Origin of the sequence: Paraniabella aurantiaca (genome assembly GCF_050309965.1) — a bacterium.
GTDB lineage: Bacteria > Bacteroidota > Bacteroidia > Chitinophagales > Chitinophagaceae > Niabella.
In genome coordinates, this window is sequence record NZ_JBLOSY010000002.1 from 1,750,998 (window position 1) to 1,766,587 (window position 15,590).

18 protein-coding genes are annotated in these 15,590 nt (G+C 45.4%); 9 read left to right on the plus strand and 9 right to left on the minus strand.

The features are described from left to right. Positions 1-61: 61 nt before the first annotated feature. The 3 genes from ACLOAU_RS21510 to ACLOAU_RS21520 all read left to right on the plus strand — a co-directional run bounded on the left by ACLOAU_RS21510 (position 62) and on the right by ACLOAU_RS21520 (position 2,243). Positions 62-628, plus strand: a complete 567-nt coding sequence (locus ACLOAU_RS21510) for a thermonuclease family protein (RefSeq protein ID WP_427863966.1) — start codon at positions 62-64, stop codon at positions 626-628. Between the two features lie 140 nt (positions 629-768). Then, a complete protein-coding gene (locus tag ACLOAU_RS21515) occupies positions 769-1,884 on the plus strand; it encodes a type I restriction endonuclease (RefSeq protein WP_427863967.1) in 1,116 nt (371 codons plus the stop codon). After that, positions 1,881-2,243: a hypothetical protein gene (locus ACLOAU_RS21520; RefSeq protein ID WP_427863968.1), complete on the plus strand. Its 363-nt coding sequence runs from the start codon at positions 1,881-1,883 to the stop codon at positions 2,241-2,243. Before ACLOAU_RS21515 ends, ACLOAU_RS21520 begins: the two co-directional genes overlap by 4 nt. A 35-nt stretch (positions 2,244-2,278) precedes the next feature. On the opposite strand, the gene ACLOAU_RS21525 is transcribed toward ACLOAU_RS21520, so the two are convergent. Both ACLOAU_RS21525 and ACLOAU_RS21530 read right to left on the minus strand, forming a co-directional pair. Further along, positions 2,279-2,578 (minus strand): hypothetical protein, encoded by a 300-nt coding sequence (locus tag ACLOAU_RS21525; RefSeq protein WP_427863969.1) that lies wholly within the window; start codon positions 2,576-2,578, stop codon positions 2,279-2,281. Positions 2,579-2,604: 26 nt separating this feature from the next. Continuing rightward, positions 2,605-2,820 (minus strand): hypothetical protein, encoded by a 216-nt coding sequence (locus tag ACLOAU_RS21530; RefSeq protein WP_427863970.1) that lies wholly within the window; start codon positions 2,818-2,820, stop codon positions 2,605-2,607. A 373-nt stretch (positions 2,821-3,193) separates the two neighbouring features. On the opposite strand from ACLOAU_RS21530, the gene ACLOAU_RS21535 reads away from it, so the two are divergent. After that, positions 3,194-3,643 (plus strand): hypothetical protein, encoded by a 450-nt coding sequence (locus tag ACLOAU_RS21535; protein ID WP_427863971.1) that lies wholly within the window; start codon positions 3,194-3,196, stop codon positions 3,641-3,643. A gap of 156 nt (positions 3,644-3,799) precedes the next feature. Here the strand turns inward: ACLOAU_RS21535 and ACLOAU_RS21540 are convergent, their stop codons facing one another. From ACLOAU_RS21540 to ACLOAU_RS21550, 3 genes are all read right to left on the minus strand, one after another. Beyond that, on the minus strand, positions 3,800-4,357 hold the full coding sequence (locus ACLOAU_RS21540; protein WP_427863972.1) for a hypothetical protein: 558 nt from the start codon (positions 4,355-4,357) through the stop codon (positions 3,800-3,802). Positions 4,358-4,645: 288 nt separating this feature from the next. Next, complete coding sequence (gene xth / locus ACLOAU_RS21545; RefSeq protein WP_427863973.1) at positions 4,646-5,416, minus strand: exodeoxyribonuclease III; 771 nt, start codon at positions 5,414-5,416, stop codon at positions 4,646-4,648. A 109-nt stretch (positions 5,417-5,525) separates the two neighbouring features. After that, positions 5,526-6,977 carry a TlpA family protein disulfide reductase gene (locus tag ACLOAU_RS21550; RefSeq protein WP_427863974.1) on the minus strand — a complete coding sequence of 484 codons (1,452 nt, stop codon included), beginning with the start codon at positions 6,975-6,977 and terminating at the stop codon, positions 5,526-5,528. Between the two features lie 177 nt (positions 6,978-7,154). Between ACLOAU_RS21550 and ACLOAU_RS21555 the strand changes: the two genes are divergently transcribed. Together ACLOAU_RS21555 and ACLOAU_RS21560 are read left to right on the plus strand one after the other, a co-directional pair. After that, positions 7,155-8,255 (plus strand): glycoside hydrolase family protein, encoded by a 1,101-nt coding sequence (locus tag ACLOAU_RS21555; protein WP_427863975.1) that lies wholly within the window; start codon positions 7,155-7,157, stop codon positions 8,253-8,255. 80 nt (positions 8,256-8,335) lie between these two features. After that, positions 8,336-8,686: a VOC family protein gene (locus ACLOAU_RS21560; protein ID WP_427863976.1), complete on the plus strand. Its 351-nt coding sequence runs from the start codon at positions 8,336-8,338 to the stop codon at positions 8,684-8,686. A gap of 101 nt (positions 8,687-8,787) precedes the next feature. On the opposite strand, the gene ACLOAU_RS21565 is transcribed toward ACLOAU_RS21560, so the two are convergent. The 4 genes from ACLOAU_RS21565 to ACLOAU_RS21580 form a co-directional block, all read right to left on the minus strand. Then, on the minus strand, positions 8,788-9,843 hold the full coding sequence (locus ACLOAU_RS21565) for a winged helix DNA-binding domain-containing protein (protein ID WP_427863977.1): 1,056 nt from the start codon (positions 9,841-9,843) through the stop codon (positions 8,788-8,790). A gap of 260 nt (positions 9,844-10,103) precedes the next feature. Further along, positions 10,104-11,264, minus strand: coding sequence for a cation:proton antiporter domain-containing protein (locus tag ACLOAU_RS21570; protein WP_427863978.1), 1,161 nt, complete (start codon positions 11,262-11,264; stop codon positions 10,104-10,106). Between the two features lie 17 nt (positions 11,265-11,281). Next, positions 11,282-11,569: a hypothetical protein gene (locus ACLOAU_RS21575; protein WP_427863979.1), complete on the minus strand. Its 288-nt coding sequence runs from the start codon at positions 11,567-11,569 to the stop codon at positions 11,282-11,284. 58 nt (positions 11,570-11,627) lie between these two features. Further along, positions 11,628-12,068 carry an Hsp20/alpha crystallin family protein gene (locus ACLOAU_RS21580; RefSeq protein WP_427863980.1) on the minus strand — a complete coding sequence of 147 codons (441 nt, stop codon included), beginning with the start codon at positions 12,066-12,068 and terminating at the stop codon, positions 11,628-11,630. Positions 12,069-12,522: 454 nt separating this feature from the next. Between ACLOAU_RS21580 and ACLOAU_RS21585 the strand changes: the two genes are divergently transcribed. The 3 genes from ACLOAU_RS21585 (at position 12,523) to ACLOAU_RS21595 (ending at position 15,450) form a co-directional block, all read left to right on the plus strand. Continuing rightward, entirely contained in the window at positions 12,523-13,374 is an 852-nt protein-coding gene (locus tag ACLOAU_RS21585) for a COG1470 family protein (protein ID WP_427863981.1), read from the plus strand. Between the two features lie 92 nt (positions 13,375-13,466). After that, positions 13,467-14,483 (plus strand): ABC transporter ATP-binding protein, encoded by a 1,017-nt coding sequence (locus tag ACLOAU_RS21590; RefSeq protein WP_427863982.1) that lies wholly within the window; start codon positions 13,467-13,469, stop codon positions 14,481-14,483. Then, entirely contained in the window at positions 14,425-15,450 is a 1,026-nt protein-coding gene (locus ACLOAU_RS21595) for an ABC transporter permease (RefSeq protein ID WP_427863983.1), read from the plus strand. The genes ACLOAU_RS21590 and ACLOAU_RS21595 overlap by 59 nt, the downstream gene beginning before the upstream one ends. Positions 15,451-15,590 lie beyond the last annotated feature (140 nt).

A 15,590-nucleotide genomic window follows, 5' to 3' on the forward strand; every position in this document is an offset into this window, starting at 1 on the left:
TACCGAAGCTGTCGGCGTTAAAAATAGAACCAGTTAGCTACAAATCCTGTATCATATGAGGGTGAGCCAAATATATAAGATATGTTTTGGCTGCTTCTTTTTTACAATCCTGTTTGTACCTTGTTCGAACCCGGAGGAGGAGCTGCATCAAAGCGGTTTATTTTATACAGCCGCGTCTTCCAATCATCGCCCCGCTCAATTGCCGACTTACAAAGTAATCGGCATAAAAGATGGTGACACTTTTGCGGTATTGATGGATGGAAAAGAACAAGTAGTAAGATTGGCACATATTGATTGCCGTGAAAAAAAGCAGCCTTTTGGGGCGCGGGCGAAAGCATTTGTTTCCGATCGAACATTTGGCAGGTATGTATCATTAGCACATAATGATAAATACGATCGCAATCACCGGCTGATTGCCGAAGTGATCCTGTCTGATCGCTGCAACCTTAATAAAGAACTGGTGAAAAATGGACTGGCCTGGCATTTTAAAAAACACTCGGATGACACTATCTATGCCAACCTGGAAAATAAAGCCAGGCAGGCAAGGGTAGGCGTTTGGAAGGATCGTAACCCTGTAGCGCCCTGGGAGTGGCGGCGGGCCAGGCATACAGCCAATACTGCCCATTAACATAAGTTGAAGGATCAATAAAAATGAGCGCAATACGGTTTCCCGTAAATAAGAGAATGCGGGGTATACTATTTTAGCTTGAACGAGGAACCACTTTTTTAGTGGCAGCTCTTTGCCCTTTCAAATAAAAAACTACGCAAATGGAAAATGATCTCAAACTAAAGCTTGAACAACTGCATCAACGGGTGGATGCATTAAAAGACCAGATCAATACGGAAGAAGCGACCAAGAACGCTTTTGTGATGCCCTTTATACAAATTATAGGGTATGATATTTTTAATCCTACCGAAGTGATCCCGGAGTTTATATGTGATATTGGTACAAAAAAAGGAGAGAAGATCGATTATGTAATCAAAAAAGATGGTGAGCCCATACTTATAATTGAATGTAAACACTGGAAAGAAAAAGCAGATGCACACAACTCTCAGTTGCATCGGTACTTCCACGTTTCGAAATCGCGTTTCGGTGTTTTAACCAACGGTCATGTTTATAACTTTTTTACCGACCTGGAGCGACCCAATATCATGGATGATAAACCCTTTTTTACATTGGATATCGCTAATCTTAAAGATTCTAACCTGAAGATCCTGGAAAATTTTACAAAACAAGGGTATAGTCTGGATAGTATTCTCGATTCGGCGGAAGCATTGAAATATATAAAAGCTGTTCGCGGCGAATTTGAAAAAGAATTGCAGGATCCGTCAGATGAACTGGTGAAGCTGTTGGTAAACCGTTTTTTTGAGAAACCTTTGACTGCCTCCCGGCTCAGCACTTTTAAAGAATATACACGGAGAGCCATATCCAATTCCATCAACGAATCCATTAGCTACCGGTTAAAAAATGCCCTGAGTATGAATGACAAGATTCCCTCACAGCAGCAGGAAGAAATGATCGCGCCTATTGACGAAAATACAGAAGCCCAGAAAGCGATTACAACAGAGGAAGAGATAGAAGGCTCGCAGATTGTAAAGGCTATTTTAAGAGAAACCGTTCCGGCCGCGCCTATTGCGTTCAGAGATACTCAATCTTATTTCGGTATCTTGCTCGACGATAATAACCGGAAACCCCTGGCCCGGTTACATTTCAATTTCTCTAAAAAATATCTCGAACTTTTTCATAATGGAAAAGACAATGGAGAACGGAAATTGTTGGAATCACTGGATGATATTTATAAGTACAGGAAAGAGCTGTTAACCACTGTCCATAATTATCAGCAAAATATTATAATAACAGAAATTACCGATACAGTATCATGAACCGACTCATCATCATTTTTATTTTTAGTTTGATAACGCAGGCGTCCTGCGCGCAAAAGACCTTACTACATGTTGTAAAAACAAAGAACGGCACCACCGTTAATTTGTATAGCGACAATACCTGGGACTATGCCAATGCTACACCATCACAGGGAAAGGTGAGCGCCATTTCTTATAAATATGGAACGGCTTCGGCAGGTGCTGGTAACACTGACAATAAAGCCGGTAGTCTAAAGAGAACAACAGGTACCCGCAAATCTGCTTCGGGCAGGGTATACCATACGGGTCCAAGGGGAGGCTGCTATTATTATACCGCCGGTGGTAGCAAAGTATATGTAGACCGTAGTTATTGTAATTAGGTAGGCTATGAACGGGCAATAAGAAGTAGCGTTTATTATTGCCTGTTATCAATACCCGCCATAAATTGCTCCCATTCTTCGGCACCGGGCACTGGAGAGCCTGCATCATATGCTTCTATAAGCCTAAACCTTTTATGGTTAAGCTGGTACCAGGCGCTTTGCTGCAGGTGTTGATATTCCTGCTCAAAAGCGGCCAGGGAAATAAATCGCCTGGCTTTTATCCGGGGATCTTCGATCTTTAGCAAAACCCAGTCAGTTTGGCCGTCGGTAACGCGGTAGGCAGCAATACCGAGGTGCTGGAAGTAGTAAACCTGTGTCATGCGGGGTTTATTCATGTTGCAGGAGTTTTATAGGCTGGTCATCAATTTTCATAATACCTGAGTACCGAAAAGTGGGAGGGCGCCTGGGCGGGCATATTGGTGCAGCCTTTAAAAATACACTGGTTAAGGGTACAGTCCCAGGAGAAAGACTGGAAGCCGATGCCCAGTTTTTTTAAAAAGGCAGAGGGGTGTTCCAATACCTGGTTTTCCATAGCTTCATTTAAATCGTAACAAATAAGGTATTGGCCGTTGGGCATAGTAGTGGGTTTTAAACATCAATAACCTGGAGTGGTTGGGCCTAAAGGTAAGGGGCGGCTATGGGCAGCCAACCGGGTATTTTTCCCGTATAGCGGATGAGGGCGGGCTGTGGCGGGGCCTGTTGTTTTTGGACAATGGCGGGCTTATTGGTATAAATAAACAAAATAATGACCAGGGCTTTGCTGGGCTTTAGCCGGCATATAGCTAAATTCGTATAGCCTGCCGTATTGCTTGTGAGATATGCCAACCTGCACCAGGGTTATATGGTGTATTAACATCCCGCATTTTGAATACATGCAATTGAACAGGTAGGGGGTAAAGGTGACCAGGGCCTGGGTTATATATTGTTAAAAAAAGAAATGCTTTAAGAATATGAAAAATACAAATTGGAAATATGGTTGTTTACCGGTTGCTGCTATACTGCTGGCAATTGCTATTGGTAAGCCGCGCCATGCATCGGCCACCGGAAGCCTTGATACGGTACCCCGGAACCCGTTTCCCAAAATAGAAAGGCCGGCCGTTTTCGCAGCAGGTAAAGAGGCATGGAAAAAATTCCTGGTGGCTAACGTAAACGGCGACGTGCCGGTAAAAAAGGGAGCGCCTGCCGGGCAATACGAAGCTTATGTGCGGTTTGTTATTGATACTGCAGGGCACATTGATACGGTAATGGTGATAAAAGACCCGGGATATGGGATGGCAGAAGAACTGAAAAGAGTGGTGCTGCTCTCGTCAGGCCAATGGCAACCTGTTATTTTGGAGGGAGGAAAAAAGAGCCGGTCCATGCAGGCCCAACCCTTTACTTTCCGGGTAACTCAGCAGTAGGTGCCCGGCTATTGGTTTACATTATTTTTTTAACTACGTTGGGTTAGGATATAGATGCTGTTCCCGTAGTCTGCGTTTTCAACCCGGGCGCTTTCCCGGGCCTGCTTCTCTTTGGCCTGGCAATACGACGATGTAACAGAATAAACGCCCGGTCAATTATTCGAGCAATACGCCATCTACCCGCACTTCAAAATCATCAAACCAGGCATTTCCTTTTCCGCTCATTTTGCAGCCGAAGCCAATGGAACCTACTTCTTCGCTTAACGGAAGCTCTATGGTGTGTTGGGTCCAGTCCTGGGTTGCGCTTACGCCATGGGCGTCCGAGTTTTTATCGGCTACTATGCGTCCGTTGCCGTTTAGCTGCATCCAGATGCTGGCCACACCTTCTGTAACGTTTTCTGTTTTAATATAGGCTGTAATGGTGATCTTCTTTTTGCCGGTTAAAAGTGCACGGGTGATCAACGTATTGCATAATCCAATCGTTTTCTCCGGCCCGGTATCGGGTTTTCGCTTAATTAAAACAGATAGTTTACCGGTTCTGGCTACCAGGGTATCCAGGCTAAACGCATACTTACCATCTGAATTTTGAGGCGCCCAGCTGATGGGCTTACCCAGCGCGTCTACATATTCAAAACTATAGTTCCTGATCATTTTTTGAGCAAACACAGGCATAGCCAATGCAAGGGCGATACAGGCAGTTAGTATTTTTTTCATATTTTATTTTTATAGGTTCTTCTTTACAATCTTCCTGGCTTATAAAACAAACCGGCAGCTCTTACGCAATAATACTATTTTCCTTTGAAGATATATAGATACCCGTATTTTAAGTTTCGGGGTAGCTCCGGGTATTTGATAACAGTTTGGCTACTGATAGTATCCTTTTGGTCAGCATGTATACTAATCTGCCTGGGAAGCTTTTACCAGCCGGTGAGCAATGTTGGTGCTGCACCTGTTTCTCTGGCATGATAGCAATGGGTTGATGGCTTGGCGAATGCTTTGAACTTACTCTTTAATTTCGATCCAGGCCGGGGCATGATCGCTGGCTTTGGGCCAGCCTCGTACCCGGGTATCAACACCGCCGGATTGAAGATGGGTGGCCACCAGTGGGCTTAGCAAAAAATGATCGAGCCGCAGGCCGGCATTGCGCTCCCAAGCATGACGCAGGTAGTCCCAGAACGTATAAATGGGCTCATTAGGATAAAGGGTACGCAGGGCATCCGTCCATCCCTGTTTTAGAAGGCTTTGATAAGCCGCACGGATCTCTTTTCTAAATAGTGCATGCTCCAGGTATTTTTCAGGTTTATATACATCCAGCTCAGTGGGCATCACGTTATAATCGCCCGCCAGTATAACCGGCAGCTCCATGGCATAAAGTTTTTTGGCATGTCGGATCAGCCTTTTAAACCAGGCCAGCTTATAATCGAATGTAGGCCCGGGCCATGGATTGCCGTTGGGCAGGTAGATACAGGCAATCACTTTTTCATAGGTAATCACTTCCAGGTAGCGGCTATGGGTATCGGTACGGTTGCCGGGTAAGCCTCGCCTCAGCTCCTGTATCGGTTGGCGGGATAGTATGGCCACACCGTTCCATGATTTTTGTCCCACCCATACCGCGTGGTAGCCTGCTTTTTGCAGGGCCGCCTCGGGAAACTTCTCCTGCGGTGCTTTCAGCTCCTGCAGGCATACCACATCGGGCGCTGTACTTTTCAGCCATTTCAATAATACCGGCAGCCTGCCGTTAATACCATTGATATTAAATGTTGCGATCTTCATGGGGCATTTCTTTACCTGCAACCAATGCTGTTGCTTTGAAGCGGTTGCAAAAGCAATGCCGCTTTGCAGGTGGCTGGTGCAGAAGTTCTGCAGCAGCGCTTATCAGGGTTTAGCGGGCCAGGGCTTCGTCTATTTCGTTAGTGGTGCTCATGACTAATTCGAGCATAAAGGGGGCATTATTGTTGATGATCTTACCGTTTTTATCAATCAGGATATAACGGGGCACACCGTTCAGTTGGTAGGCTTTCACAGAAGGATCGTCCAGGCCTCCGGGTGCGTATAAATTAACCGATCCGCTCATATCGTATTTTTTTATTGCCTCCTTCCATTGGCCGGCTTCGGAGCCCACGCAAACGGAGATAAAAGCAATATCCTTGCCCTGGTACCGTTGATGTAATTGCCGGCTATTCGCCTGAATATCGGCAATACAGGGCCCGTACCAGGTGGCCCAGAAATCGAGGTAAACGATCTTGCCTGCAAAGTCTTTCAGGGATACAGGTTGCCCCTTGGCATTGGTAAGCGCCAGGGCAGGAGCGGGCTTACCGGGCTTTAAGGTAAGGGAACTGGTATAGCCGGCCTCCAGCTTGTTTTTTAAAAACGGATCAGACAACTCCTGCCTGAACTCTTTATAAATAGCTTCGGCCTGCAAAAAATTATAACTGTCAAAGCTGAGCAGCAGGTGTTGGGTCAGAAACCAATCCCGGATGGATTTTATATCGAGCAGCGACTTGCCCATATAATGGGCTGAGGCAGGAAAGTTATTTCGATGGGGAGACAGGCTCGCCACTCCCGTAAAAAGTTGCTGAGGGGCAAAGCGGCAATAATCAAATAAAAATGCCCGGTAAAGGGGATGCGTCCAAAATGTTGACTCATTTAAAATTTTGAACTGCGGTTGCCAGGCAAATCCCGGATCGACAGGATTATTGCCTGATGCGGTATAATGCAGGGCGAATTGACCCAGCAGCCTTTTGCTGAAAAGTAAATGGGTATAGCGGTAGTATAAATCGGTATAGAGCTTTTGGCGGGTGGCCTCATGATGGGGGAAGGCTGCGCTGAGGGCTTCAACCTCCTTATTAAAGGCGGTATTAATTAAAGCAAATTTTTCTTCTGCCGGCAGGGATTTATTTTGGGCTAAAGCATTTTGCAAACCGCCAAAATAATGATCTATCTGCTGGTGTAAAAACCATTGCCCCTGCAAAATGGTATCTGCATCCGGCCGGCGCGACCGGGCCTTAAAACTTTGTTCAAAATGGGTGGCATCCCAGCTGAGCTGGATACTATCCCCGGCAGTAGCTGTGAAAGTGAACCCGGTATCTTCAAGATAGAAGGTTATGTCCTGGGTTTGCCCTTCAATAGTTATGGCTTGCTTAAAGGTGCCGTCTCCGCCCAGTATAAAAGAGGAGGTACGGTCATCCACAAAACCGGTTTGCGAATATTCTGCATAGTTTTTGGGAGCATTGGTTACTTTCCCCGAAATGAAAATTGTTCCGGTATCCGTAAATTTTTGAGCAAACAGTAACGGGCTTAATAACAGGCAGCAGGCAGCAAGGCAATTCTTCATTCATTAGTTTTGTAAGTGAATATAATTCATTTTAAACAAAACACCGGTTGCTGTGCACATTTTTAACACCTATCACCATACAAGCGATTGGGTTATAGAAATATGCTTTTAGTTGCAGTGATTTATGCCGCAACAATAGATTCCCCGTATTTTTAACGGATGGAAAGAAGAACCTTTATGAAGCAGCTATCAGCCGGTATTGTATTGCCCGCTTTTTGTGATCCCATATCTTTATTGGCAACAACGCGAGGAGGAGGTTTTGCCGATAAGCTGCTACCGGCTGTAACAGGCGGTGGTTTTATGATGGATGATTATTGGGTATGGGACCCTTCTGTTATAAAAGGCGAAGACGGGCGCTACCATATGTTTGCCTCCCGCTGGCCCAAAGCAATCGGGTTTGATAAATGGGTAACCAATTCGGAGATTGTAAGAGCAGTTGCCGACAGGCCGGAGGGCCCTTATACTTTTGCTGAAGTTGTATTGGCTGCCCGTGGTAAACAATGGTTTGACGGGTTAACCACCCATAATCCCAGGATCACCAAATATAAAAATGAATACCTTCTTTTTTACATGGGCAATACTTATGATTTTCCTGTGCCAGGTAATAATATCGATATATGGGCCGACGGAAGGGCACAAAAAGCCTGGATGAATAAAAGAGTAGGACTGGCTGTGGCGCCCCGCATTACAGGACCCTGGAAGCGTGTAGCGCAGCCGGTTATTGCGCCAAGACCGGGTAAATGGGATGCTACGATTACTTCCAATCCCTCGCCGGTAGTAAAACCAGATGGAACAGTTTACCTGATGTATAAATCATCTTCTAAAGATCTTACACCTCCCTTATTATTAGGTGCTGCTATGTCGAAACAGGGTTATAGCGGTCCTTACCAGCGGCTTTCGGAAGAACCGGTATTTGATTTTAAGAGCAATGCGCAAAAAGAAAATGACGTGGAAGACCCTTTTGTATGGTGGACCGGCCACCGGTATGAGCTGATCATGAAAGACCGGTTTGGACATATTTGTGGCGAAGAGGGCGGAGGCATTCATGCTACTTCACCCAACGGTGTGAACTGGACATTATCCAACCCGGTAAAAGCCTACTCCCGCACCATTCAATGGGACGATGGAACGGTTACCCGGCAGGCCAATTTTGAACGTCCTTTTTTATTGTTCGAAAACGGGAAACCTACGCACCTGTTTGCGGCAACCGGGTCAGGCGATAAGCCCTACCAGGTTAGTAAAACCTGGAACATGGTGATACCCTTAAAGCAGGATTAGGAATGAGCCAGGCCTTGCCTGTGAAAACACCGGCAGGGGCAGGAACAGGTAGATATTTCATAAGTTTGGTAAAAGAGACAATGAAAGTTTTAAGGATAGTGCCGAATATTAAAACGGAGCATTTGCAGGCTTCGCGGGTATTTTACAGGGACATACTAGGATTGCAAAGTATAATGGATCATGGCTGGATATTAACTTATGGCAGCGATAGCAAGATGGATATTCAAATTAGTTTCGCCATTGAAGGAGGCTCCGGAACAGCAGTTCCAGACCTCTCTATCGAAGTGGATGATTTGGACACAGCTTTCATTAAAATGAAGGATGCTGGTTTTAAAATAGAATATGGACCGGTAAATGAACCCTGGGGTGTCAGAAGGTTTTATGTTCGGGATCCTTTTAATAAACTGGTAAACATACTTTGCCATATCTGACACCAACCAGTAACCTCATGCAATACTGCTATTGTTCGCCATCGCTGTCGTTTTGTTCGCCTTGGTTGTAGTTTTCACCAACATTCCTCGGTATCTCTTTATTACGCACCTTGCTTGCCGGCCTGGTTAAACCGGTTAAACCAGGTGATGCCTTCGTCGAGCTTTTTTGCCGGAATTGCTTTAGGCGCGGGCAGTAACTGCACTTCGGCCAGCCCCGTTTTCCGGTTCTTTTGCCAGGTACCCACCATCTCGTTACCATATAACACGATGGGTTTAAAAATACCGTTACCGATAATGGCGCTATCCAAAGCGGGGGGCAAAGCAATATTTCTACCTTCGGTATATCCCACAGTATATTCATCATAGCAGGGCAGTAATGTAACTGTTTTGGAGGCAGGTATTTTATTTTCAATATTAAAGTAGTAATACTTCAGATCATCAAAAGTAAATTCCTCCAGCTGGCTGCCCAGTTCTGCAATGCCTGTTTTAGCTTCATGGCTGCCCAGTCCACTCCACCACGCAAAATCCTTTACCGTTGCCGGTCCGCGCGATTGAAAATAGCGCTGTGCCAGTTGAACGATAGATTCTGTTTTGGAGAGGGAGGGGGCCGGCGGTATTCTTTGATCGAAAAGGGCATAAGTGTTTTTAGCGGCTCCATTGCATAACAGCATTTCCAGCTCTGCCCTGATGATGATTTGTGTTACCAGTAAAGAGCTAACAGTGATGTGCTGCTTTGATAAAGCCGAAAGGATATCCTCCTTCGTAATGTGATCGGCTTTGTTGAGCAGGCGCTCTATGATGTTCCGGCACTTTTTAAATAATGCATCGGTCAGGCCTTCTTTTTTATCAACAAACTGTGTTGCCTTTTTTACATAGGGGGCAGACAACTTCATCATCCACCGGATATCTTTTGAATGCACCAGGTGCCAGGTAGGACGTAAAATATGGGTTCTGATCAGTTGAGCTGAGTTGATGGCGCTTTCAACAGCAGCGCTGTTGGGTGTGCTGAGGCGAAGGCCGGCTGCCCAGGTGCTCATATTATAGTCCTGTGCCTGCATAGCTCCTAAATGCGCTACAACATCCTGTGGCTTTTCGAAACCATTGGTAGTTAAACCCTGGTTCCACAAGCGTAACTGTAAAATATCTTCTCTTGTCATTGGGTTGAATGATATATCAATAAAACAGGCCGCCATCAGTTTCCTGTAAAAAGACCACCCATCGCCGCAAAAGGTCCATATTTTGCCAGCAATGTTTGATAGGGCTCGTGTCTCAGCCAACGGTCTTCTTCTGGCTTAACCGGAAATAAGTTTGATTTAAATGTACATTAGAAAAACCGGATAACCTGTTTTATCACCTTACCTGATATAGGTGCTCCAGGCAACAGTTCCGATCCGCCGGCCATCCTGCCGGCATCCGTTTACGCAAGCCGGGGTTGGTAAAAAAAATGCCTGAAAACGGATATCCATACAGTAGAGATCAACAAGGACAGGGCGGTAATAGCGATACCTGCCTTAAAAAAGTCATAGTTGATGATCCCTGATTTGTAGGCTAAGGACAGTACCAGGATGCCAAACTCGCCTGTTTGCGAAAGAAGTGCGCCTCCATAAAAGCTTTCTTTCCATTGATACTTTAACATGCGAAAAGCAATAGCCGATAAGAGGTAGTTACTGATCAACACAAGTAGTGTTGCCGTAAGTACAGTGGTATAGTTTGCTGTTATGTACAATACATCGAGCCGCAGCCCTACAGAAAGAAAGAACAGGGCGGTAAAGAATACTTTGAAAGGAAGCAGGGAGCGTTCGAGCCAGTTAAATGCCTTCATTTTCCCGATGATGATGCCGGCAAGAAAACTCCCGAGCGCACTGCTCATACCGGCCAGCTCGGCTACTACACCAAATCCTATGCAAATAAATAACCCTGCGAACACCTGCAGGTCATGATCGCGGTGCACTGCCTGAAGCGAAAAGGGAGGCCGGAACCGGCCCCGGTTTCGCATATAACGAAACAACAGTATTACCAGCGTAGATATTACAACAGGCAATATCAGCCTGCCCGGCGCTGCAGTACCATTGCCCCAAAACTGAAGCACCATAATGGCGGGTGCCAGCAATACATCCTGGAACACCAGTATGTTCAGTATCGTTTGCCCCAGGGGAGTAGATAGTTCTCCGTTTTTACGGAGATACTCGGTAACCACAGCCGTGCTGTTAAAAATAAACAACATGGCTGTAAGCATAATGAGGGCCAGCGGCCAGTTAACCAGCCTGCCGGCGAGAAAAGCAAAAAGAACCGAAAGTATTATTTTGATCAGCTGCATTGTGACGGGCCTGGCCAGCCGGCTACGGCTGTCGGGTACATCTACCTCCATGCCCAGGAAAAACATGAGCAACAAAATACCGATTTCGCCAATGGCTTCAATTTCTCTGGTATTGACGATGGTACCGGCAACCTGCGGGCCCAGTAGTATACCGGCCAGCATATAGGCCACTATATAAGGTTGTTTTACCTTTCGCAATAAAAATATTAAGGCCAGTATGACCAGGCATACCTGGCATAAAGAAATCAATACGGCATTCATAACGTATTACCGGGTATTTATTGGTCGAGATTGTAGTATTTGAATAGCTCACGCGTAATAAGGCGGCAGGCATGGCCCAGTTCGTTGAGCGTACAGTATTTAGTAGCCAGTACTTCATCAGGCAGGCTGCCTGATCGTACAAGGCTAAGGCGAAGGAGCAGGTCGTTGTTTGTATACGGCAGGCTGGGCAGCTGTTCAAAACTGTCCTGCGCAGCGTCTATTGCTGTATTCACAAAAAAGCGGCCATATTCAATATAGCCTTCAGCCACTTTCATATCTATGGTAATATTAAACACTTCGTTCATGGTGCATGCTTTAAACCAAAAAAATAAAAGGCCCGTTTCTTACGAGCCTGTAATAGTTTTAACCAATTTCAATAAGCCGTGGCGCTTTCTTCCTGGCGGCTTCTTTTTTAGGTATGGTTAAATGAAGCAGACCATTCTCGTACCGGGCGGCAATATTTTCTTCATCCACCACATCTTTAGGCAATTCAAAGCTTCTTTGAAAAGACTGATAGCTGAACTCTTTGCGGCTATAACCTTCCTGCTCCTGTTTGCTTTGTTTCTGAGAAGCAATAGTAAGGGTATTGCCTTCAAGCGAAATGTGAAAATCTTTTTTCTCCATACCCGGAGCTGCCATTTCCACTTCGAAACTGCTATCGGTTTCCCTGATGTTTACCGAAGGCACGGTGGTGCTGGTAGTTGAAAAATTACTGTTATTCCAGTTAAAAAGTTCGCGGCTAAATAAGTCGTCGAACAGCGTGGGGAATGATGGGAAATTTCCATTCCTTTTGATGAGTGACATAATCAACCTCCTTTTAATTTAGTTAAACAATAATTGAAAGAATATTACAGCATGCTGTTATGTACAACTTAAAAACAAAGGCTGTACCACCTGGTGTACAACCGCATTTTTTTCAGTTTTGCTGACATTTTTTTCTGTCAAAATTTCGCTTTCAAAACCAGCAGGTATCCGGTTAATGTTTTACAAAATTGAAAGCCAAAATATAAAAGAGGTTGTCTCCTGCCCATATTTTAGGTATGGTTACTGGGATTAAGGTGCCGGTGCCATCCTTGAAAGGGTATACAAAGGTTTTTTGCAGAGAAGCATCGCGGCGATGCAAAAAAAAATAAAAAATACTTTTGAAATTAATTTTCAATTTTTAAATTAGCGGGCCATTTTATAAAACGTTACTGGTAACAAATTATTCAAAAGACATTTTTTACAAACTACAATTATAAATTTTAGTTATTAGATCATGTTAACAGAATCTTTATTTACTCGTAAGAGCGCATTGCGGCTGTCTCTTGTTGTTGTTATTTATTTTTGGTGTTATTCATTATGGGCCCAGCAGCCCTCACCCGGAGCCGATGGTAAAAATACCTTTACCGCCCGCCTCATGAATATAGAAGCGCCTACTAACGAAACCTTCCGTTATACTGCTACACTGCACAACGGCTCTTCTGTGTCCCGTGTTTATGAATTAAAAACAGATCTGCCTGCCGGATGGCAGATTGCTTACCGGGTGGAGGGTAGCCAGGTTCGATCCTTAAACCTCGACAGTGGAAAGTCGCAGGACATTTCAATAGAGGTCAATGCAACGGCTGCTGCAAAACCTGATAAGTACCGGTTGCCTGTAAAAGCTGTTTCGGAGGCAGATACCCTGCTGCTTCACCTGGAGGCAGTGGTAAGAGGATCTTACGCTCTTGAACTCACCACGCCCACCGGGCGATTAAGTGAGGAGATCACTTCAGGTAGCCGCAGTGAAATTCAGCTGGTCGTAAAAAATTCAGGTACATTACCACTAAATGAGCTGGAGCTGTCGGGGCAATTACCTCCTCAATGGGAGTCAACTTTTGAACCTGTCAAAATACAGCAACTAGAACCCGGCAAAACTGCAAACATAACCGTTACGGTTAAAGTGCCTGATAAAACCATAGCCGGAGATTATGCCGGTACCTTCAGCGTCAAGAACACGACCAGTTCGGCCCAGGCCAACTTCCGGCTGGTAGTAACTACTTCCCTGCTTTCAGGCTGGATTGGCATATTAGTTATTCTGGCAGCTATAGCCCTGGTTTATTACCTGGTACGTAAGTATGGCAGAAGGTAGCAAGTGATAGGGACAGCAGCAGCTACACTGCCACAGCATGTTCGCAAAAATTGTTGCCGCCGCCGGCGGCATTCATCACCTAACAATTACAGATGGATCCTATTATACAGCTAAAGGGATTAACCAAATGCTATGGCCCCCTTAAGGCAGTTGATGAACTAAACCTTGATATTACGAAGGGGGAGATATTTGGCCTCCTGGGCCCTAACGGAGCCGGTAAAACAACTACCATATTGATGATGCTGGGTCTCAGCGAACCTACGGCAGGCAGTGCCTGGGTGTCTGGTATCAATGTTACGTCAAACCCTATTGAAGTCAAAAGAAAACTGGGGTATATGCCGGATAGTGTAGGTTTTTATGATACTATGACAGCCCTTGACAACCTCGTATACCTGGGACGCCTAAATGGCTTGCCGGAACGGGAAGTAAAAAGCCGTGCCGAAGAAATGATGCAGGTGGTTGGGCTCTCGGCCTATATGCATCAAAAAACATCCACCTACTCGCGGGGTATGAAGCAACGTTTGGGCCTGGCGGACGTGCTTATCAAAAAACCGGAAGTAATTATACTGGACGAACCTACGCTGGGCATTGATCCGGCGGGGGTTAAAGACTTTCTGAACCTGATCAAAGAACTGAGTGTTAAGCATGGACTTACTGTATTGCTTTCTTCTCATCATTTACACCAGGTACAGCAGGTATGCGACCGGGTGGGCATTTTTGTAAAGGGTAAGCTTCTGGCTGAGGGTAGCATACACTCGCTGTCGGGCAACCTGTTTAACAGGGAAGGTTATACCACGGCTATTACATTAAATACTGCTCCGCTTGAGCCGCTGCCATTGGATAAGGAGACAGAGGACTGGGATGTGATCAAAAAAACGGAAGTCGTGGGCAATACCATCCATTTTTCATGCAGCAATGATATAACAGCCCGCCTTGTAAAACTATTTGTAGATAAAGGCTTTGACGTTATAGGGGTGCAGCGAAAGGAGTACGGGCTGGAAGACATTTATCAGAAATATTTCGAACATAATTCAACAGAAGACAGAGCAAATGAAAAGTCAGATCATGTTATCAAAAAGTCTTTCTTTAAAAAGCGCAAAACCCGGTAAAACCAGGCTGCACAAGGCTAATAGTCCCTTTTGGGTAATAGTAAGCAAGGAAATGGCTGACCATATACGTAGCTGGCGGTTTATGGTATTGTTTCTGCTTATTGTACTCACCTTCATGGCATCGATGTATGTGTCGCTGGGCAACCTTAAACAGGCCATGGGTAATACTACCGATCCGGATCATATTTTTTTATATCTTAAGCTATTGACGGCTACCGAAAACTCGATGCCACCCTTTCACGTTTTCCTGAGCTTTCTCGGGCCCCTCCTCGGTATCAGCCTCGGGTTTGATGCCGTCAATACTGAAAAAAATAACGGAACATTGATCAGGCTGATGGCGCAGCCGGTTTACAGGGACAACCTCTTGCTCGCAAAATTTGTAAGCACGCTTATCATTGTAAGTACCCTGTTCATTGCGCTGGTATTGCTGATGATTGGAGGAGGGCTTTTAATTACAGGCGTAAGGATGGAGCCGCAGGAACTGTTGAGAATACTGGCATTTGTTGCGATCAGTATTTTATATGTTGGTTTCTGGTTAAGTCTTTCGATACTATTGTCTATCGGACTGAAGCAGGCAGCTACCTCAGCCCTGACCGCTATTGGTATCTGGCTTTTTTTTACAGTGTTTTACCAGATACTGGTAAACCTGGCAGTGCGTACCGTGTTACCAGACCCGGATTTCCTGGCGCCCCAACAGATTGCCCGTTACAACGAGCTTATTTTAACGCTGCTCCGTGTATCGCCCAGCCAGCTGTATACTGATGCTACCACTACCTTATTAATGCCTTCGGTGCGCAGCCTTGGACCTGTTACGATGGAACAAATGGCAGGTGCTATTCCTGCTCCCTTACCTTTCAAAGAAAGCCTGATGATTGTATGGCCGCAGGTAAGCGGTTTGGTGGCATCAACAGTGGTTTGCTTTGCAATAGGCTATTATATTTTTATGCGCCGTGAAATAAGAAGTTAATAATATTTATAACTGCCGGGATGGCGGCAGATAGGGAAATGATACATATAGCCGTATATGTGTAATACGGCGCAGGCAGTGCATGCCTGGGCCTTACAGGTACTTGATAATACCCACGGGATTTCTAAAATGGTTATTCG